Origin of the sequence: Aquimarina sp. AD10, assembly GCF_003443715.1 — a bacterium.
Classification (GTDB): domain Bacteria; phylum Bacteroidota; class Bacteroidia; order Flavobacteriales; family Flavobacteriaceae; genus Aquimarina; species Aquimarina aggregata.
On sequence record NZ_CP031965.1, the window covers coordinates 1,394,439 to 1,415,863 of the forward strand.

At 31.0% G+C, this 21,425-nt stretch carries 18 protein-coding genes and 1 pseudogene; 7 read left to right on the forward strand and 12 right to left on the reverse strand.

The genetic code is table 11. From position 1 onward, the window contains the following. Positions 1-17: 17 nt before the first annotated feature. Positions 18-2,468, reverse strand: coding sequence for an endopeptidase La (lon, locus tag D1816_RS05925; RefSeq protein WP_118501555.1), 2,451 nt, complete (start codon positions 2,466-2,468; stop codon positions 18-20). A 202-nt stretch (positions 2,469-2,670) separates the two neighbouring features. Between lon and D1816_RS05930 the strand changes: the two genes are divergently transcribed. From D1816_RS05930 to D1816_RS05950, 5 genes are all read left to right on the forward strand, one after another. Continuing rightward, the gene (locus D1816_RS05930; RefSeq protein WP_233565248.1) at positions 2,671-3,246 is read left to right on the forward strand and encodes an RNA polymerase sigma factor; all 576 of its coding nucleotides are present in this window, start codon (positions 2,671-2,673) and stop codon (positions 3,244-3,246) included. Beyond that, positions 3,243-3,803 carry a hypothetical protein gene (locus tag D1816_RS05935; RefSeq protein WP_118501557.1) on the forward strand — a complete coding sequence of 187 codons (561 nt, stop codon included), beginning with the start codon at positions 3,243-3,245 and terminating at the stop codon, positions 3,801-3,803. Before D1816_RS05930 ends, D1816_RS05935 begins: the two co-directional genes overlap by 4 nt. After that, positions 3,784-4,875, forward strand: coding sequence for a hypothetical protein (locus D1816_RS05940; protein WP_066309191.1), 1,092 nt, complete (start codon positions 3,784-3,786; stop codon positions 4,873-4,875). The genes D1816_RS05935 and D1816_RS05940 overlap by 20 nt, the downstream gene beginning before the upstream one ends. 29 nt (positions 4,876-4,904) lie before the next feature. Beyond that, a complete protein-coding gene (locus D1816_RS05945) occupies positions 4,905-5,636 on the forward strand; it encodes a head GIN domain-containing protein (protein WP_118501559.1) in 732 nt (243 codons plus the stop codon). A 144-nt stretch (positions 5,637-5,780) separates the two neighbouring features. Further along, positions 5,781-6,518 (forward strand): tyrosine-protein phosphatase, encoded by a 738-nt coding sequence (locus D1816_RS05950; RefSeq protein WP_066309187.1) that lies wholly within the window; start codon positions 5,781-5,783, stop codon positions 6,516-6,518. Here D1816_RS05950 and D1816_RS26025 read toward each other — a convergent pair. The 5 genes and pseudogenes from D1816_RS26025 to D1816_RS05970 all read right to left on the reverse strand — a co-directional run bounded on the left by D1816_RS26025 (position 6,515) and on the right by D1816_RS05970 (position 12,821). Continuing rightward, the gene (locus D1816_RS26025) at positions 6,515-7,315 is read right to left on the reverse strand and encodes a CpsD/CapB family tyrosine-protein kinase (protein ID WP_240338683.1); all 801 of its coding nucleotides are present in this window, start codon (positions 7,313-7,315) and stop codon (positions 6,515-6,517) included. The genes D1816_RS05950 and D1816_RS26025 overlap by 4 nt on opposite strands. Before the next feature lie 51 nt (positions 7,316-7,366). Beyond that, a pseudogene (locus D1816_RS26030) lies at positions 7,367-7,447 on the reverse strand (hypothetical protein); the annotation flags it as partial. 1,428 nt (positions 7,448-8,875) lie between these two features. Further along, the gene (locus D1816_RS05960) at positions 8,876-9,664 is read right to left on the reverse strand and encodes a polysaccharide biosynthesis/export family protein (RefSeq protein WP_066309181.1); all 789 of its coding nucleotides are present in this window, start codon (positions 9,662-9,664) and stop codon (positions 8,876-8,878) included. 89 nt (positions 9,665-9,753) lie between these two features. Further along, positions 9,754-11,691: a nucleoside-diphosphate sugar epimerase/dehydratase gene (locus D1816_RS05965; protein ID WP_118501561.1), complete on the reverse strand. Its 1,938-nt coding sequence runs from the start codon at positions 11,689-11,691 to the stop codon at positions 9,754-9,756. Then, a complete protein-coding gene (locus tag D1816_RS05970; RefSeq protein ID WP_066309177.1) occupies positions 11,688-12,821 on the reverse strand; it encodes a DegT/DnrJ/EryC1/StrS aminotransferase family protein in 1,134 nt (377 codons plus the stop codon). The genes D1816_RS05965 and D1816_RS05970 overlap by 4 nt, the downstream gene beginning before the upstream one ends. Before the next feature lie 681 nt (positions 12,822-13,502). Here D1816_RS05970 and D1816_RS05975 point away from each other — a divergent pair. After that, on the forward strand, positions 13,503-14,954 hold the full coding sequence (locus tag D1816_RS05975; protein WP_118501563.1) for an MBOAT family protein: 1,452 nt from the start codon (positions 13,503-13,505) through the stop codon (positions 14,952-14,954). Between the two features lie 16 nt (positions 14,955-14,970). Then, on the forward strand, positions 14,971-15,936 hold the full coding sequence (locus D1816_RS05980) for a hypothetical protein (protein WP_118501565.1): 966 nt from the start codon (positions 14,971-14,973) through the stop codon (positions 15,934-15,936). Between the two features lie 30 nt (positions 15,937-15,966). Here the strand turns inward: D1816_RS05980 and D1816_RS05985 are convergent, their stop codons facing one another. The 6 genes from D1816_RS05985 to D1816_RS06010 are packed head-to-tail and all read right to left on the reverse strand — an operon-like array spanning position 15,967 to position 21,422. Further along, a complete protein-coding gene (locus tag D1816_RS05985) occupies positions 15,967-17,115 on the reverse strand; it encodes a GNAT family N-acetyltransferase (RefSeq protein ID WP_118501567.1) in 1,149 nt (382 codons plus the stop codon). Beyond that, a complete protein-coding gene (locus D1816_RS05990) occupies positions 17,112-18,200 on the reverse strand; it encodes a GNAT family N-acetyltransferase (protein WP_118501569.1) in 1,089 nt (362 codons plus the stop codon). The genes D1816_RS05985 and D1816_RS05990 overlap by 4 nt, the downstream gene beginning before the upstream one ends. A gap of 38 nt (positions 18,201-18,238) precedes the next feature. After that, positions 18,239-19,831: an FAD/NAD(P)-binding protein gene (locus D1816_RS05995; RefSeq protein ID WP_118501571.1), complete on the reverse strand. Its 1,593-nt coding sequence runs from the start codon at positions 19,829-19,831 to the stop codon at positions 18,239-18,241. A gap of 5 nt (positions 19,832-19,836) precedes the next feature. Then, positions 19,837-20,481 (reverse strand): NeuD/PglB/VioB family sugar acetyltransferase, encoded by a 645-nt coding sequence (locus D1816_RS06000; RefSeq protein ID WP_066309159.1) that lies wholly within the window; start codon positions 20,479-20,481, stop codon positions 19,837-19,839. A 37-nt stretch (positions 20,482-20,518) separates the two neighbouring features. Beyond that, positions 20,519-21,124 carry a sugar transferase gene (locus D1816_RS06005; protein ID WP_066309157.1) on the reverse strand — a complete coding sequence of 202 codons (606 nt, stop codon included), beginning with the start codon at positions 21,122-21,124 and terminating at the stop codon, positions 20,519-20,521. 55 nt (positions 21,125-21,179) lie between these two features. After that, on the reverse strand, positions 21,180-21,422 hold the full coding sequence (locus tag D1816_RS06010) for an acyl carrier protein (protein WP_066309154.1): 243 nt from the start codon (positions 21,420-21,422) through the stop codon (positions 21,180-21,182). Positions 21,423-21,425: the final 3 nt, after the last annotated feature.

Here is a 21,425-nt window from a genome sequence, read left to right on the forward strand (position 1 = left end):
TATCGCTTTTTTTATTCTTATAACTTTTTAGCATTCTTAACTTTGGTAGTGGTTAATGCTAATTTTAGAACGTCGCTCATATCTTTTACATAATGAAACGTCAATCCTTTTAAATATTCTTGTTTAATTTCTTTTATATCTCGTTCATTATCTGCACACAATAAAATTTCTTTAATATGTGCTCTTTTTGCAGCAAGGATTTTTTCTTTAATCCCTCCTACTGGTAATACTTTACCTCTAAGAGTTATCTCTCCTGTCATTGCAATACTTTTCTTCACTTTACGCTGCGTAAATAAAGACACTAAAGATGTAAGCATTGTTATCCCTGCACTTGGACCATCTTTTGGTGTAGCTCCTTCGGGTACATGTATATGCACGTTATATTTATCAAAAATATCAGAATCAACACCTAATTGATCTGCATTTGCCTTAATATATTCCATGGCAATTGTAGCAGATTCTTTCATTACTTTACCTAAGTTACCAGTAATCGTAAGGTTACCTTTTCCCTTAGAAAGTATTGACTCTATAAACAAAATATCTCCACCTACACTTGTCCAGGCCAGACCAGTAACTACTCCAGCTACTTCATTATTCTCATATTTATCTCGTTCTAATTTTGGGCCACCTAGAACTTCGATTATATCGTCATTGCTAATCTTTACATTATACTCCTCTTCCATCGCTATATTCTTCGCAGCATAACGAACCATTTTTGCGATTTGTTTCTCTAAACCACGAACTCCAGATTCTCTTGTATATCCCTCTACAATTTTTTCTAGTTGTGATTTTCCTATCTTAATATGTGATTTATTTAAACCATGCTCTTCGAGTTGTTTAGGTAATAAATGTTGTTTTGCAATTTCAACCTTTTCCTCGATAGTATACCCTGTAACATTAATAATTTCCATACGATCTCTAAGTGCAGGCTGTATACTTGCTAAACTATTAGAAGTAGCAATAAACATAACTTTTGAAAGATCAAATCCCATTTCCAGAAAATTATCATGAAATTCAGAGTTTTGTTCAGGATCTAAAACTTCTAATAAAGCTGAAGAAGGATCACCTTGATTTCCGATAGATAGTTTATCTATCTCATCAAGAACGAATACTGGATTACTTGTCCCTGCTTTTTTAAGGCTTTGTATGATTCTACCAGGCATCGCCCCTATGTACGTCTTTCTATGTCCTCTTATTTCCGACTCATCACGTAACCCCCCTAAAGAGATTCTAACATATTCTCTACCTAAAGCCTCTGCAATTGATTTCCCTAGTGAGGTTTTACCAACTCCCGGAGGTCCATACAAACACAATATTGGTGACTTCATATCATTACGAAGTTTCAAGACTGCCAAATATTCGATAATACGTTTTTTAACTTCGTCTAAGCCATAGTGATCTCTATCTAAGACCTTCATAGCTTGTTTTAAATCAAATTTATCTGTACTAAATTCATTCCAAGGTAAGTCAAGAAATAGATCTAAATAATTACGTTGTATAGAGTATTCTGCAACTTGGGGATTCATTCGTTGCATTTTAGAAAGCTCTTTATCAAAATGTTTTTTAACTTTCTCGTCCCATTTTTTATCCTTACTTCGCATACGCATCTCTTCCAACTCATCTTCATGAGAAACACCTCCAAGTTCTTCTTGGATAGTTTTCATTTGTTGATGTAAAAAGTATTCGCGTTGCTGTTGGCTCATATCATGCTGAACCTTATTTTGAATATCATTTTTAAGTTCTAATTTCTGGAACTCTTCATTCATATGGCGCAAAGTGGCCAATGCTCTTTCTTTAAGATCGTTTATTTCTAAAAGTTTTTGTTTTTCTTCAACAGGTAGATTTAAATTTGATGAAACAAAATTGATTAGAAAAGAATTACTCTCTATATTTTTAATAGCAAATGAAGCTTCAGAAGGTATAGTAGGACTTTCTTTTATAATTTCTAGGGCAAGATCTTTTATTGAATCGATAATTGCACTAAACTCTTTATTCTCTTTTGCAGGTCTAGCTTCTGGTACATCTATAACCTTAGCTTTTATATAAGGATTTTCTTCTACAACATCATCTATTTTAAACCTCTTTTTTCCTTGTAGTATCACTGTTGTATTACCATCAGGCATCTTAAGTACTCTTAAGATTCTGGCCACAACACCAACCCTATTAATATCATTAAGCACAGGGTTCTCTACTCCTTCTTCTTTCTGAGAAACAACACCAATAGTCTTATTTCCATTATTTGCATCATTCAGAAGCTTTATAGATTTATCTCTACCCGCAGTAATAGGAATTACAACACCAGGAAATAATACAGTATTACGCAAAGGTAATATTGGTAATATTTCTGGTAATTGTTCTTTATCAATTTCTTCTTCATCTTCTGGCGTTAATAAAGGAATTAATTCTGCATCCTCATCTATTCCTTGAAATGACAAATTGTCTAATGTCGTAAACTTAGTTTTGGTCATAAGTATATATCAAAGTCATTTTGTCATTACTACAAAATGACATCTTTTTTTAAAATTAATCTAAAGTACCACAAAACCTTATAAAACCTAGAAAAAAATACGGTTTTTAAGGCTTATTTTCTATGTCTATTTCAATTGTTATGCCATAAACTTCAAAAAAAAAATTAAAAAACTGTAACAAAAGTGATCTATACATATCTTTATGAAAAGTAAATTATTTTTTTTGTCACTAACCAAACTAAATACCGAAGAGCTAATTGCTAAATGTCGCAAACAGGATCAGAATGCCCAGCTCGAAACATATAATAGATACTATAAAGCTATGTATAATACAGCTTTTAGAATTATTAAGAACACTGCAGAAGCAGAAGATGTTATGCAAGAGGCATTCCTGACAGCATTTACTAAGCTCTCTATGCTTGAAGATGACAAAATGTTTGGTGCATGGTTAAAGAAAATTGTTGTGAACTCTAGCCTTACGGTATCTCGTAAAAAAAGTACGAATAGAGAGGTAACATTAGAAACAATCGAATATACACTTACTGAGGATAATAGTGTAGGTGTAATAGAGGAAGAATTAACCTCTATAAAAGCAAATACAATAGTAAGCACATTAAATGAGCTTAAAGATAGTTATAGCACAGCACTGTCATTGTATCTTATAGAGGGTTATGATTATGAAGAAATCTGCCAGATTATGAATATATCATATTCTAATTGTCGTACGCTAGTGTCGCGCGCAAAGGAAAGTTTACGACAAAAATTGCAATTTGTATGAAAAAGGATAAAGTAGAAAAGTTATTTGAAGTTATGAAGGATCAATTAGATATACACGAACCTTCGGTTGATCACAGAGATCGATTTTTAGAAAAACTGAAACAACAAAATAAGGTTGTACAGTTACATCCAAAAAAACGAAATTGGTATAAACCCTTATCAATAGCCGCATCTGTAGCACTATTGATAGGAATAATGACAATGTCTTTAAAATTTTCTCCTGAAGAAAAAGCTGATTTAGCTAGTGTTTCTCCACAAATGGAAGAAACTCAAAGTTTTTTTACTGCCGCAATTCAAGTTCAATTAGAAGAAATCGATAAAATTTCTTCTAAAAAGACTAAAAAACTAGTGGTAGATGCTATGCAGCAACTAGAAAAACTTGAATCTGATTATGAAGCATTAAAAGAAGATTTAGTACATAGCGGAAATGATAAACGCGTAATCAGTGCTATGATTAAAAATTTTCAGAAACGTGCTAATTTATTAGAACAAGTACTTCAAAAAATTAACAACATTAACGAATTTAAATCATCAAGAAATGAAAACTTTATACTATAAAATCATATTGTTAATGCTCGTTCCAACTCTGGTACTAGCTAATGATGGAAGATTAAAAGGAAAGTACAATAAAGAAAAAACTTTGAAAAAAGAATTTTCAGTTAATAGTGATGCACTATTAAAAATAAGTAATGATTATGGAAACCTTGATATTACATCATGGGATGAAAATCGTATTGTAATGGAAATCGTGATTAAAGTAAGTGGTAATAATGAAGAAAAAGTTATCAAAAAACTTGAATCTATTGATGTTCAATTCGATTCTTCTGCGCAAATGGTAAGTGCCAAAACAACTTTTAATAAAGACAACTCATCCTGGTGGGATAAATGGTCTAGTGGTTGGAACAATAATTTGAATATGAAAATCAACTACACTATCAAAATGCCTGTTAGTAATGCTGTCGATCTTAATAATGACTATGGCAATATTACACTAAATAAAATCAAAGGAAATGCAAAAATAAATTGTGACTATGGTCAAATTATATTAGGTGAATTGTTAGGTGATGATAATTACATCAATATAGATTACACCAATAACAGTTCTATAAAGTACATGAAATCAGGAAAAATAAATGCTGACTATTCTGATTTTGAGATTGAAAAAAGTGATAAAATAATTCTTAATGCCGACTACACACAATCAAAATTTAAAGCTGTAAAAGATCTAAATTATAATTGTGACTATGGTGGCTTAAGAGTAGAAAACACATCCAAAATTGTTGGGATTTCTGATTATGTTAGCACCAAAATAGGAAATGTATCTAGAGAACTTAATATTAGTTCTGACTATGGTTCCATCAATATTAACTCCTTAAAACAATCCATAAAGAATGTAACTGTAAAAACAGACTACACTAGTGTAGATGTAGGTTATGAAGATGGATGTAATTTTGATTTTATTATTAAAGCTTCGTATGGCGGTATTAAAGTTGACGAAGGTTTAACTGTGCAAAAAAAATATGTAAAAGACTCTAAAAAAGACTATCAAGGATATACAGGAACACAAAATAGTGGCAATATCGTAACTATAACATCGAGCTACGGCGGAATTAAACTTAGAAAAAAATAATTAAAAGTAACATTAACAATTCAATCAAAATGAGAAGAGCAGCAATAATTTTAAGCATAGCATTGTGTAGTATTACAACTTTACATGCGCAATGGGGCAACAACAAAAAAGTACAAGGTGACGGTAACGTGGTTACTAAAAACAGAAATATCTCTGAATATGATGCTATTAAACTAAAAGGTAGTTTAGATGTGTCTTTAGTTTCTGGCTCCGAAGGAAATATATCTATTCAAGGTGAAAGTAACCTAATCCCTTATATTATAACAGAAGTTGAAGGGAATTCATTAAAGATTTATGTAAAAAAGGGATATTGGCTTAAGCCATCTAGAGGAACAAAACTTGAAGTAACTGTACCTTTTAAGGACTTGAGTAATGTTACCCTATCTGGATCTGGCGATATTTACAGTAAGGATGTTATAAAGGCCACAGACTTTAAAACTGGTATTTCTGGATCTGGAGATGTTAACTTGGTAATTGATGCTGAAAATACAGAAGGTTTCGTTACCGGCAGTGGCGATTTAGTATTAAGCGGTTCATCTACGAGTTTTGATTGCAAGGTTACAGGATCAGGAGATCTTGAAGCGTATAACTTAAAATCTAAAGAAGTAGTTGCTTCTGTTACTGGTTCTGGAGATGTGCAAGTAACGGCAACTGCATCGATTAGAGCTCGAATCACAGGATCAGGAGATATTATGTATAAAGGAAATCCTGAAATAGAAGATAAAAAAGTATCAGGATCTGGAGATATCACTCGACAATAACTCATAAAACAATAAAATAGAAACTGTTTAAGGAAATCCACATCCTTAAACAGTTTTTTTTATGTACATAAATCTCTATTTTTACATAATTATTACAAGTAATACTATAATTTTATAAATAATTCACCCCAAACAACACTTATATTGCCATTTTTATCAAAAAAAGAAATCCCACTTATCGAAATTATTCCTGACGGCTATGTAGATATTCATTCGCATCTTATTCCAGGAATAGATGATGGGGTGAAAACTATATACCAATCAGCATATATTTTAGAACAATTCGGAAAATTAGGAATCAAAAAAGCAATTACTACTCCACATGTAATGCAAGATGTATGGCCAAATTCTACTCAAACAATTTCTGATGGTTTAGAAGATTTACAAACTATTCTTAAACCCTTAAAAGTTTCAATTCATATTGAAGCAAGTGCCGAGTATATGATGGATGATTTATTCTTTCAACGCATTAAAACCAATGATATCTTACCTTTATACAACGATTACATTTTGGTTGAAATGTCTACATTTTCACCTCCGATTAACCTTACAGAAATTCTTTTTGAAATCAAATTGGCAGGGTACACTCCTATATTAGCTCATCCCGAGCGATATGCTTTTTATCATCAAAATGATCTAAAAAAATATAGTGAACTGAAAAAGCAAGGTTTTTTGTTTCAACTTAATCTATTATCGCTATCTGGTTACTATGGAGATAAAGTAAAGGATATTGCTAAAAAACTAATGGAACAAAACTATATTGATTTTACAGGATCAGATATTCATAATTATCATCAATTAGGAATACTAGAAGTAGGTTTTATTCCAAAAGTAGCAGAGAAATTATCTAAACTATTACCTAAAAACAAAGTCTTTGCTTAGGATTTTTTTCCATAACCATATCCATAATTATAACCAGCCTGACTACCAGCAGAATTAAGTAACACAGCAATATTGGGAAGGCGCTTATCTTTATAAAAATTTTGTGGTATTTGTAATAGTTTTTTATCCGAATAATTTTCTCTTACTATATATATACATAGATCAGCAAAATGACCTATTAATAATGTATCAGCTACCAAACTAACTGGTGAGGTATCTACAACTACATAATCATAGTTTTCTTTAAGATATTCAAATATTTCTCCTACCCTATCGTGCATCAATAATTCTGCAGGGTTTGGTGGAATGGCACCCGATGGGATAAAATCGAATGAATTTTCTTCTTTATCTTTATATATAATATCTACAGGACTTAACTCTGTATCCATGATATAGTTCGTTAATCCTTTAGTATTTACACCTTCAGGAAGGTCTACAAATTTATGAAACTTGGGATCTCGTAAATCTGTACCTAAATAGATTACTTTTTTTCCTGTAATAGATAATGTTTTAGTAAGATTTGAAGAAATCATCGTTTTTCCTTCCCCAGAAATCGTAGAGGTCACAAAAATAACTCTTCCCGAAGATTTAGTTGTTCCTGCCATAAGAAAATCAAGATTCGTTCTTAAAATTCTAAAAGCTTCTGCTTCTCCAGATCTCTCATTCTTCGAGATTATAATTTTATTTTTGGCTTTCACTTTAGGTATAGAACCAATGATAGGCATCGAAAGCACCTTTTCTAGATCTTCTCTAGAACTAATTTTTACATTTAATAGATCCGACAAATAAATAGTCATAAATGGAAGTATAAAGCCAAGAAACAAGGCTCCTGCATAAATAATTTTTTTATTTGGCGATACTGGATATGAATTTAATGTAGAAGCTCTATCGATAACTCTAGCACTAGAAACTGTAATATGACTTGTAAGCTCGGCTTCTTCTCTTTTTGTAAGAGGTACAAATACAGTTGTTCTTTGATTGTTTGTTCTCGTTCTATTACTCTTAAATCTTTTTCTCTTATAGGTGCATTATACAATTTACCACTAAAATATTGATCCTGAGTTCTAAGACTTTTTAATCTAATATCTATAGAGCTTTTTAAACTATTTAAACTACCTATAAGCACTTGTCTTAATCCATCAATTTGTTGATCGATGTTTACAACCACAGGGTTCTGTTCACTAGAGGTTTTTAACAAACGCTTTCTTTGAAGTGTAAGTCCATTATATCGTGTTACTGTATTTGTAATTGAAGCATCTGCAAAACCTAGATTCGCAGGAATTAAATCATATCGCCCATCTTGACTTAGGACAAACCTTCGCATTGATTCGATTAAATTAATCTGCGTGCTTAATTGCGCAATTTCTTGTACATTTCTTGAATCTATATCGGCAACACGTTGCGTTTGGGCATCTACGTCACTTGTTAAACCAAATTTTGATTTATAACCTGCCGCTTCATCATCAACTTCTGATAAATCCCCAGATATAAGGTCTAGACGCTCATTAATGAAATTTGCTGTTCTTGCAGAAATTTGTTTTTTACTTTCTACAGTAGCTATATTATATTCATCTACTAAATTGTTAATAATATCTTTTGCCTTCTCACGAACAGGGTCATTTAAAGATATTCCAACTATAGATGAACCTCTTGCAGGAAATACCGCTAATTTATTTCTGTACGCTTCGACAACAAATTTAACCGGTGTAACTACAATTTTAATAACTTTTCCTGAATGGGTATCCAAGTTATCTACCGAAGGGGTTATTACAACATCTCCTATATTAGTGGTTACAGTATTACCAAAAGAATGATCGCTTAATTTTGTTCCTTCTTTATCTAAAAAAGTAAACGATGTACTCGAATTAATCCTAACATTAAAAGTAGCAGACTTTGTATGTACTATAGAGTCATGAGATAGAAAATTAATCTCAATTAATGATTTCGGATAATTTTCAACTTCTAAAATCCTTCCTTCAGAAAAATAACGAACATTAAGCTTTAAATCGTTTACGATATTTGTGATTAATGTTCTAGATTTTAATACCTGAATCTCATTCTCTAATTTACTTTCTTGAGCATTTTGCAGTAAACCTAAATCTTTAAACGCAGCTAATTCAGACCCTGTTACACTTTCATCTTGGGCAATCATTATTGTAGATGAAACATTATATTGAGGGATTGTATAGCGTATTTTCATATACGCTAAGCTTACGAATATCGCGATACAAAGGGCAAACCAGTACCATTTTTTTAGATAGGGTACTAGCATTCCTCTTAAATCAAAACCCAAAGGGGAAGACGATTCAAATGTATTAGTATCAGTAGGTGTATTGGGATTGGAGATCATATTACTTTTATCTTGTGGCAAATGTAACTATAGATAAAGCAAGGCCAACTACACTTATTACAACACCAAGTATATTATTTCGTTGCACAGATTCTTTGACTCTAGCTTTATTCGGTTCAACATAAAGAACATCATTTTGAGCTAAATAGTACACTGGTGATTCAAAAATAGATTTAGAAGTAAGATCTACTCTATTATATGTATTAACTCCATCACTCTCTCTTATGATCATGACATTATTTCTCTTTCCTCTTATCGTCATATCGCCAGCCATTCCGAGAGCTTCTATTAGTGTTACTCTTTCATTAGGTATAGAATATGTTCCTGGACTAGAAACTTCTCCTAGAACTGTAAATTTAAAATTCTTAAGTCTTACGCTTACTATAGGATCTTTGATATAAATTTTTAGTTTTTCCTTAATCATTTCTTTTAGCTCTATACGAGTTAATCCCGAAATTTTCAAGGTTCCTAAGACTGGAAAATCTATATTCCCGTCTTCATCAATTAGATAAGTTGGTTCTGGTATAGCTCCCGACCCTGCACTTGCTCCTGCTTCTCCTGTTGGTGTAGCTATTGAGGCTCCTTGCATTAAATTAAAAGGCCTAGCTGCATCCATATCTGTTGCAGAAATAAATATGCTTACAATATCATCTACCTGAAAAATAGGGGTAAAAGAATTACTAGATTTTATTTTTTCTAAGTTTTCAGCATTCTGAAAATAAACTACATCTGTTGGAGTTTTACATGAAAAAAAAGAGATCAATAATACAAAGAATAACAAAAATCTTGATAGCATATGACTAATACATTAAAAGTATACATTATTAATACCGTACAAAGGTATAACTTTATTTAAATTAATAATAGGGGTTTTACTTTTACGGTTTAAATAAGTACTTTTTCTTTTTTAACAACTTTTGTTGTGTTATTCATCTTATCTATACTCTCAAATGTAGAATTGTTTGATATGTATTCCGGAACAATCTCTTTAAGTTTTCCTACTATTTGATGATCATGATTAAGTAAATTCATAATACATAAATCATCTATTTTATCTTTAATATTTGCACAGTTATTATCTGTGTCATCAAACCTGCTAATCATTATCTTTTTATGATAAGTTGGCAATGTATTTTCTGTATCAGCTAATAACTCTTCATACAGTTTCTCTCCCGGTCTTAAGCCTGTGATTTTAATATCGATATCATTTGGATAATTTAAACCAGATAATCGTATCATCTTTTTAGCTAAATCAAAAATCTTTACAGATTCACCCATATCAAAAATAAAGATCTCGCCACCATTACCCATGGTTCCAGCTTCGATAACTAATTGTGAAGCTTCAGGAATTGTCATAAAGAAACGAGTTACATCTTTATGCGTTACTGTTAAAGGTCCTCCTTTTTGGATTTGTTTCTTGAATAAAGGAATCACAGAACCATTTGATCCTAAAACATTACCAAATCTAGTTGTTATAAACTTAGTCTTACTTGTTTTATGAAGACACTTGATATACATCTCTGCAACTCTTTTAGTTGCCCCCATTACATTGGTCGGATTCACTGCCTTATCCGTAGATACAAAAACAAACTTATCAACTCCATACTCAGACGACAAATCAGCTAATCTTCTTGTTCCAAGAACGTTGATTTTGATAGCTTCACAAGGATTTGACTCCATTAAAGGTACATGCTTATAAGCAGCTGCATGAAAAACCATGTTCGGTCTATATTTCTGGAATATAGTTTCTATTCTTTGATGATCTCTAATATCTGCAACTATCGGTACAAATTTAGTAATTCCTTTGCTTAGTAATTCTTGCTGTAGGTCATATAAAGCAGACTCGGCTTGATCAACAAGTATTAAATTACTGTAATTATAATAAGATGCTTGACGCACTATTTCACTACCTATCGAACCTGCTGCTCCTGTTATCAAAATTACTTTATCATTAAGCTCTTTCTTAATATTCTGATTTTCCATATTAATAGGAGCTCTTTCTAGTAAATCTTCTATTTGTATCTCTTTAATCTGAGAAACTTTTAATTTACCATCGATCCAATCGTTTACTGCGGGTATAATCTTTACTTTAACTGACAATTTCAGTAAATTATCAGATATTTGTGATAATCTCTTTTTACTAATATGAGGAATTGATACTACAATCTCCTTAATATTATTTTTGGTAATAAAACTTTGTGTAAGTTCTTTAGAAGAATACACTTTTATACCATTTATTGTTTTTCCATTTTTTCTAGAGTTATCATCCACAAACCCAAAAACAGATAATGATCTACTAGAATCATTAGTTATAGCTGCCAAAGTAATCAATCCTGAATCACCAGCCCCATAAATTAAAATCCTAGAAGTTTCTCCAATCTTTGATTTAATATAATAATAGCAGTATTTAAATATCAAACGGCTTGTAGTTAGTGTAATGATATTTAACATATAGTGTATACAAATAATTGAAACCGGAATGTTTAACAATTCAGGCACCAATGCAGATCTACTAGATACCATTAAAAATGACGTAAGTGCTATAATTACTGTTACTGAAAGAAACAAATTATAAGCATCTCTCATACCTGTATGCCTTACTACCCCTTTATAAGACCCAACTAGTAAAAAACTTACTGCTGCTAGTCCTGCTACAACTGGTAGTTGATACATTAGATTACTTGTATCAAACTTTAGTGTAATTCCGAATCGGATCACATATGCCAAGAAAAAATTAAACATAATTATGGCTACATCAATTGCTAGGACTAACCATTTTGAGGCATGCTTGTGCGAATTATTTATAAGGAAATTCTTTATCATTTCAATACTTTTTTAATTACCGATACGATTCTATACAAATCTTCTTCTTCGAGGTTTGAGCCACTAGGCAAACAAAGTCCTCGATCAAATAAATCATCTGAAATTCCATTAAGATAAGTCGCACAATCTGCAAACACAGCTTGTTGATGCATAGGCTTCCATAATGGTCGTGATTCAATGTTCTCATCGGCTAATGATAACCGTATCTTCTCTCTTAGTTCATATGAACTAGTTTCTATACAAGTAAGCCATCTATTGGCAAAATATCCTTGAGGTTCCTCCAAAAACTTTATTTCTGATGAATTTTCAAGGTGTTTTTTATAAAAATCAAAATTTCTTCTTCTATTAGCTACATGGCTATCTAACACTTGCATTTGACCTCTACCTATACCTGCAGTAATGTTACTGATCCTATAGTTATATCCTATTTCAGAATGTTCATAATGCGGAGCGTTGTCTCTTGCTTGTGTTGCTAGAAAGATTGCTTTCTCCCTATGTTTTGGATCTTTAGAAATTAAGGCTCCCCCTCCCGAAGTAGTGATTATCTTATTGCCATTAAACGATAAGATTGCAATATCTCCAAAAGTACCACACTTAACACCGTGATATGTACTTCCAAATGCTTCGGCACTGTCTTCTAGTATAGGGATTCTGTATTCTGAGGCGATACTATGAACAGCTTCTACATTATAAGGCATCCCGTATAAATGTACTGCTACTATAGCTTTTGGTTTTTTACCTTTAGCAATTCTATCTTTAATTGCTATTTCAAGTTGTTCAGCGCAAATATTCCATGTATCCCTTTCGCTATCTATAAAAACCGGCTTGGCTCCAAGATAAACGATTGGATTAGCAGAAGCGGCAAATGTCATACTCTGACATAAAACCTCATCTCCTTCTGAAACTCCTAAAAGTTTCAATCCTAAATGTAGTGCTGCTGTTCCCGAACTTAATGCCGCTACATGGACATCATTACCTAAGTAGGATTGTATATCCTTCTCAAATCCGTCTACGTTTGGCCCTAAGGGCGCTACCCAATTTGTTTCAAAGGCTTTCTTTACGAAATCTTGCTCTGTTCCACCCATATGCGGCGAAGAAAGCCATATCCTTTTTGAATCAATTGCATTCATATTCTCCCATTAAAAATGAACAATAATTCTGGACTGATTATAAATCAACTATTGATATATAACCAAATCCTTCTCATGACAATCTAAATAAAACGCTGGAAGAAGGGGGTAGAAACTTCCTAATTTTTGTATTACTTCTGTACTATTATTTTCCGATAGCTAAAATAGTTTAGTTAAATCAAATATCAACTTAAATCTTACTTTTTTAGACAGAATACTCAAAAAAAACGTTTAACGGCTAAAATTGCAAAAATTACTCAGTATGAATACGTTAAACCCGTAAGAAAAATATTATACCAATAATGAAATTTTACTAGTAATACTACATAAAAAAACACTACAAATTTATTTTTTCTGATTACTAAGGTCTAAAAACATGCTATTATTTTCATGTAATTAGATGCGATTATAAACCGTCAAATTGACATTACAATAATACCCTAATTATCATGGAAAAACCTCAGTTCTATCACTCATATTAAAAGGGGGATTTCCCCCTTTTAAGATTAAACAATCACCCCTTCCTGACTGATTATCAATAAGAAATAAAAATTGAGTAAATAAATTTTGATTTATCTAATTAATTATATAAAATTTATAACTTAAAATTTATAGAATACCTTCAAGTTATACTCGTCTATAAATTCTCTTTACAAATTAGCACAAATCAATTATCTATAAATGGTATTTAATTCTTTAGATTTTTTAATATTCTTACCAATAGTTTTTATATGCTATTGGTTTCTTTTTTCTAAGAAAATTAAAATCCAAAATTCATTCTTACTATTGGCTAGTTATTTGTTTTACGGATTGTGGGATTGGAGGTTTTTATTTCTCATTTTTGCTAGCACATTAGTTGATTTTATTATTGGTCAAGCCATATATAACAGTAACTCGGATAAAAAGAGAAAAACGTGGTTATGGTTTAGTGTTATTTTTAATGTAGGGCTACTTGGCTTTTTTAAATATTATAATTTCTTCATTGATTCATGGGTGGATTTTATTTCTGTTTTTGGATATGACCTTAAGAGTTCTTGGACGCTACAAATTATTTTACCTGTAGGTATTTCTTTTTACACTTTTCAAACCATGTCATACTCTTTAGACATCTTCTATAAGAGATTAAAACCAACAAAAGATTTTATATCATTTGCCACATTTGTAAGTTTTTTCCCCCAGTTAGTGGCAGGGCCAATTGAGCGCGCTTCTAATTTATTATCACAAATAACAACTAAAAGAACATTTGATTCTAAACAATGTATTGAAGGTTTAAAGCTAATTCTTTGGGGAATGTTTAAAAAAGTAGTTATTGCAGATTCTATCGCTCCTATCGTTGATGATATATTTGCTAATTATACAGACTATCCTGCTTCTACATTAATTTTAGGAGTATCTCTTTTTAGTTTTCAGGTTTATGGTGATTTTAGTGGATATTCTGATATTGCCATTGGAACTTCTAAGTTATTTGGTATTGAATTAATGTCAAACTTTAAATTCCCTACATTCTCAAGAAATGTTGCAGAGTATTGGCAACGATGGCATGTATCTCTGTCTACATGGTTTAGACATTATATATACATACCCTTAGGGGGAAATAGAGTTGGCAAGATCAAATCCATTAGAAATATTATAATCATCTTCTTGGTAAGTGGATTTTGGCATGGTGCAAACTGGACTTTTATAGTATGGGGAGCAATACACGCTGTTCTATATATCCCTGTATTTTTAATGGGAAGAAACCGAATTTACATGAATACTGTTGTTGCCGAGAATCGATGGTTTCCATCATTGACTGAAATAGCTCAGATCATACTTACATTTTCATTGGTCACATTTTCTAGAGTGTTTTTTAGATCAGAATCTATTACAGATGCCTTTGGCTTTATTAAACAAATAATTTCTAATTTTAATTATGAAAGCTATCAACACCCTTTAGGGTATCGTATGATAGATTATTTTATTTTACTCGGTCTTTTTACAGTATATGAATTTAGAATTAGGAGAGATGAAAGAGCTCCCTTTAAGTTTAATTCGAAGATTGTACGATTTATAATTTATACCCTAGTTATTTTAGGAATGCTATTGTTCTATGACGATCGCATCGACCGATCATTTATTTATTTCCAATTCTAAAAACTATAACTATTAAATGAAAAAAATAATCATCAAAAGCATTATATACCTTTTTCTAGTAATCATTGTACTAGAAGGTATTGTGCGTGTTTTTCATTTAGGAAAAGATACCCCTACTCGATTTCTAGATTCATACGAAGTTGAAAAATGGGTTCCGAATCAAAACGGTTTTTCGGTAACCGGAAACAGAAGACAAAACTTTTCTGAATATCATATTAATAAATCTGGGTTTAATTCTTACAGAGAATTTATCCCAACTAAAGAAGGTATTGAAATTGCTTTAGTTGGTGATTCTTTTATTGAGGGTTTTCATCAAGACTATTACAATTCTATCGGAAAAAAAATAGAAAAAGAAATCCCTGAAATTGAAGTCTATGAATACGGGTACGCAGGATATGATTTTGCAGATCAGTTACATCTTATCCATTCATACAAACAACAATTTGACCTTATTGATAATGTGATTTTAGGAATTAAGTTTTCTAACGATTTAACTCGAGGTGAATATCAAGTCGCTACCGGGAGATTATCTCTTGAAAGCCCTATAAATAAGTTATTAAAGAAAAGTAAATTATTAGTTTACTGCAAGAGTATCGGAATTTTAGACCCTCCTCAAGAATTATTGTATCGTATAAAGACTTTAGCACGACCTAGTCAACCAAAACAATCTATTAGTAAAGAAGAAATACTAAAAATTAAGCAAAAGAAGGAAAAAAAGTATTTAACAAATTTTGAGCACTTAATTTCCAAATATGGTTACGATAAAAAGAGGTACACCCTACTTCTAGATTCAAGAATAACAAGTCCTTTATTTATATCTTATTTACAAAAACACAACTTCGATTATATCGATTTTGCACAACTTTTTGAAAGCTCTAAACACAATACTACTTTAGTATATGATAGACACTGGAACAATCATGGACGAGAGCTTATTGCAAAACTAATAACAGAGCATATTAAGAAAAAAAACAACCCATAATCTGACTTAACAAAAAATAAGGCATCACCCTTAAAAAGCAATTTTTTGCATCTTAGATTTACCTAAAATCAGATATGTTTTCTCTTCTTTTGGCACTTCAACTACGCTTACATCTTTTACATTTTCAATACTAGAATACAAAAAATCAAAAACATTATTTCTCAAGAAGTCATATTCCTTTGTTGTAAAATCAACACTAGGATAATCTTCATTATACTGAATATTCTCTATAGCAGACGCTTTAAAAGTAGGCTCTATTTTATCACTTTTTTTACGTTTTGATTTGTATTCTTTATACTTAACATAAGCTAGCTTAAAAATAAATTCTTTTACACTCACTTTCATCATCTCTAAACTAGCCTTAAAAGAAGCTATTATTGATTTTTGAGGATAGATTATCTGATGTTCAAAGTTATAAATATGATTACACCATTCTCTTTTATAAGTGAGGTCGCCCATCCCCATTTCATATGAAACATGATCATTTGCTAAACACCAATCTAATTTTTTATATATCTCTACACTTCCCAAACTAAATTTACCATAGTCAATATCATATGATGAGATAGCACTAAACAATCTCTTTTCAAAATGATGATTCAGCGAAACTACAATGGGAACATTATTTTCTAAAACAACAAATAAAGATGCCTTTTTTTCATTGATCAAGGAAAAATACATCTCTTTGTACCGATCCCATTGCGTAAGAGTCTGACTTACATCATTGCGTTGTTCGAATCTTCTAACCAACATCTCGTGCAAGCAATCCATAAAAACATCATACTCTTCTTGTTTTATGTTACCATAATACGTTTTGTAGGAGATATCAAAACAGGTTTCGAGTCTTTTAATTCTTCTTCGGATACCTTTTGCATTACTTCTGAATCTAAATTTTATATATGCGTCTGCACTTTCAAAACCATCTAAAAAGATAGCATATCCTTTAAAAAATTGATCTACTTTTTTTAGTTTGAATAACTCGGTACTATAAATAGGCTTTAAATAATCCGGAATAAAAAAAACTGAATATATTTTATTGAGACCTTTTATCTCATTTTCATCATAATTAGGATTAGCAATAGTATCCCTTTCTTCTACCCCCTCTATCCCCGAAAAAAGTTTAGGAATCGAACTCTTTTCAAAAATTTCAAAAAAATAATCTACATGATCTATTTTCATACACTCATTCTATAATATGGAAAGAAATAAGATTGCAAATCTTCTTTATTTAAGTTTGCATAATCTTTATTAGAACTTAGACATAATTCATCATACACCTTCTTATTAACTACCTTTCTACCTGTATAAAAGATAGCATCCTGGTCTTTTGGGAAAAGTGATTTTTTATTTTTATACAAACCATCACCATCTTTCATACCACCTCCCAGAACATAGTATTTCATTTTATTTTCTATAGCCCATTCAATAACTTTTACCCTTAAAAAATCATTTGGTCTATAACTAAAATATTCTGCGTTTGTACCTCCTAAAAAAGCAAAAAATGTTTCATTATAATTAATAACTAATTCTACAGAAATTGGTATATCATTATAATAAACAATTGGTATCGAAAAATTATTGACGTTAGATAGTATTAAATCTTTGAAATAATCAAAGGAGAAAAAATAAATAGGATCTGCCGAGTTCCGATTCATTGTCTCTACATAAATATCATTAAATATTTTTATAATTTCTTCTGTAATTTCTTCTTTATGATATACCTTAAAAGTTAAATCATAATTTACTGCTTTTCTAAAGTTATTTCTCACTTTTGGTAAAAACGCCGTCCACTGATCTTCAAAGTTCTCTAAAAGACATCCTCTAACATTAGAAAGTGACTTAATAAGCGTTCCTGAATAACTGCCGGAATTTTCGTTTAGACTAAACCGTACAAATTCTGAGATTACATTATTTTCTGAATACCATTGATCTACACACTCCCAAAAACAAGAAAGATCATCTTCGGTGATAGAATCATCAAATAAAGGTCCACTATAACCATAAGGACTTATTACATCATAGTACGGATAATCTTTTCCCTTAACATTAATTTCTCTAAAGACAAAAGGCATTAAAACGATAGGCTTCTCGTCTTTTTCTAACAAAAAATATTTCAAAGTATCTGATTCTTTTTCAAAATACTTTAAATGTTCTATAGCGTAGTACACGTTATTATTCCATTGTTCTCGTAATAGTGACTTATACTCTAATATATCAGAACTTTCTTCAAGGTTTTTAGTGTGTAGTTTGTAGTTTTGCTTCAATGCTTTTAGGGTATTAGATTAGACATAGGATTTAATTGTTATAGGGGGTGTTTATTCAATTTATTATTGTTAATGAAATAATCATTCATTTTTTTTGACAACACATGTGACAACCATATGATTCTTCCACAATGTTCTAAATGCCAAACAGCTTTTCCTTCAAATATGTTTCCTGCAACTAATGGTCCAGTTATATGCAAATTTTCAAAAGATTCTAAGGACTCATTTACTTCAAAGCCAATTTTAGAATCATTTGGTTTACAATAGCCTTTTGCTATCATATTCTGTAATAGCTGTGGTATATCTTTTTGCGTTAGGTTTGTACTTCCAACACAGTTAATTACAAGATGTATCACATCATCATATATTTTCTTTTGACCCGAAGCAGTATCCAAATATTCTAATTGGTATAGGTTTGAGTCATTTTTAAAAATTGATTCAAACCTACCTGCAATGTGATCAAAATGTTTTTCGTTTTTTAATTCTTCTACAGTTTTTGAGTAGTGAAAACCTGCACATCTTTGTCTTCTTCCGATTTCATTTCCATAAACACAGGCAAATTTCTTGAGTTCTTCTCGATTAAGTTTACCTAGTAAAGCACCAAAAGATTTTGAAATAATTTCTACCGTAGACGCTGCTCCCAAATTAATTTCTTCTGCTTGATCTAAATCTTTAAAAGTAGCATCTGCTATACTTTTTGCAGTGAGATCATTTTTTTCTTTTAATGATTGTAAATTAAAAGGAACATACTCTTTTTTGCGTTCTTTATCTATAACTGCATCAGGCAATAATCCTTGAGTGGAAAGAAATGTAAACTTATTTATATTTTTCTTAATATCATCTATATCGTTCAATTTATAGAGCATTTCCAAACCACTAGCATTTGCTCCTACAATTAGAGCGTTAATCTTTTTGCTAGATTGTTTCGTAAGAAAAGTATTTATTCTGCTCAGCACTTCGCTTAATTCTGGCTCATAAGGTTCATTTACAAAAAGTAAACTCTCTTCTTCTATTATCTGCTCTTGTTTCCAAAGATGATTAACCGGCAAAGAACCTACCGATAGTACTACCTTTTCAGATCGTATAGTTTCGCCATTTTTTAAGCATAGTTTATATTGGTCATTTATTCTTTCAAGATCAACAACTTCTCCAACAATATATTCTACAGCAATTAGTTGTTTTTTCTGAAACTCTTGTAGTCTATTTTTTACTTTTTGATCTATGTATTCTCCAAAAAATCGACGAGGAATAAAAAGGTCTTCCCATTCGTTATTTTCTATTTTTTCTTTATGAGTAGAAATCCAATCTTGTGATAATAATCCACCATCAGTTTTTAAGCGATCTATTAGCCAGTTCTTATTTTGATTAAGCCAAAGGATAAACTTGCTTAATTCTGGTTCTGGCAAAAAGTTTTTAAGAGAGGTTATAAGGTGAACTGAAAAACCAGACCTTGCACCATAGGGAATACCAGTATGAAATTCTTTATACTTATCAATAATACTGATATTTAACTTTGTTGTTTCTTTATTACTTTCTAAAAGATCTAAAAAATGTAAAATAGTAAACGACGATGAAATACCTGAACCTATAAAGGTAATATCCGATATTTTTATTTTAGTTTCAGACTGCATGAGTACTATGGTTGTTTGGTTTTAATTACTCGAGCTGGATTACCCACTACTGTAGCATATTCTGGAACATCTTTAATGATCACAGTACCTGCTCCTACTAATGTTTCTTTTCCAATCTCTTTTACTCCAGTCATTGCTGTGACTCCCATTCCAATATATGCATTTTCTCTTACATTTATCAAAGCACCTATATTTACTCCAGAAGACATAAAGACTCCATCTTCTAACGTTACATGATGTGCAATAGTACTATCCATATTAATCATAATGTAATTACCGATAGTAGTATGTGGCATAACTATATTACCTGCAAGCATATACACTGCTTCACCGATAGTAACATCTGGCGCAATAGACACTGTGTGGTGTAAAAAACCAGGGATACCATACCCCTCTTTTTTTAAAGTTGATAAATACTCTGCTCTTACAGAGTTAACCCCAATAGGACAATATACATCTTGAATTTTACTTTTGAAGTCTTCTAAAAACAAGTCCTTATATTTACCCAATACAGGGATCCCAATTACTTCTTTATTTTCTAGATCAGGATTATCATCGATAAAGCCAATTATATTTACTCCTGCCTCTTTTAGATAAGAAGCATAAACTTGGCCCTGTGTTCCTGCCCCTATGATTACTGCATTTTTCACTGGTTATAGTTAAGGTTTTAGTGGTTTAATTTATTGGTCAATTATTGCCTGTAAAAGTAGGCATATTTAGATTTTCACCGCTATTAATGTCTTCCTTAAAAAAGACCTTTTTTATGGTTAATAAAATTATTTTAACATCAGTTTTAAAACTAACATTTTCTGTATACCAGACATCTAACTTAAATTTTTGATCCCATGATATGGTATTTCTACCATTTACTTGAGCCCAACCTGTTATACCTGGTCTAACATTATGTCTTTGTTTTTGAAAATCACTATACAAAGGTAAATACTTAATCAACAAAGGCCTAGGACCAATTAAACTCATATCTCCTTTTAATACATTAAAAAGTTGTGGTATCTCATCCAAAGAGTATTTTCTTATAAACTTCCCGACTCTAGTAATTCTTTGTTCAAAGGGTAATAATTCTCCATTCTCATCCTTTTTATCATTCATACTTTTAAACTTCATGATCTTAAAGATTTTTTCATTTTTACCAGGACGAGTTTGAAAAAAGAAAGGTTTTCCATTATTAGTTACGGTTAAAAAAATCATTAAAAACAATAGTATTGGTGAAAGCATTACAATACCAATAAAGCATAATGAAAAATCTAAAAAACGCTTTATAAATGGATTATACATATATTACTAGTTTTCTTCTTAATCTATTATTTTAAAGTCAAAAAAATCAAAATTATTATTCTAACTCTGAAGTTATTGTATTTAAAAGGTCACCTACATTATTCATATTCATCAAGTCCATAAGTTTAAATTTTATATTAAACACTTTCTCAACCTCTGTAATAATCATCATATGGGTTATCGACTCCCAACCATCCACATCATTTGCTGTAGTATCATCTGTAAGTTGAAAGTTTTCATGCTCTAATACAGATACAAAAGCTTCTTTTACTTTAGATAAAATTTCTTCTCTACTCATTGT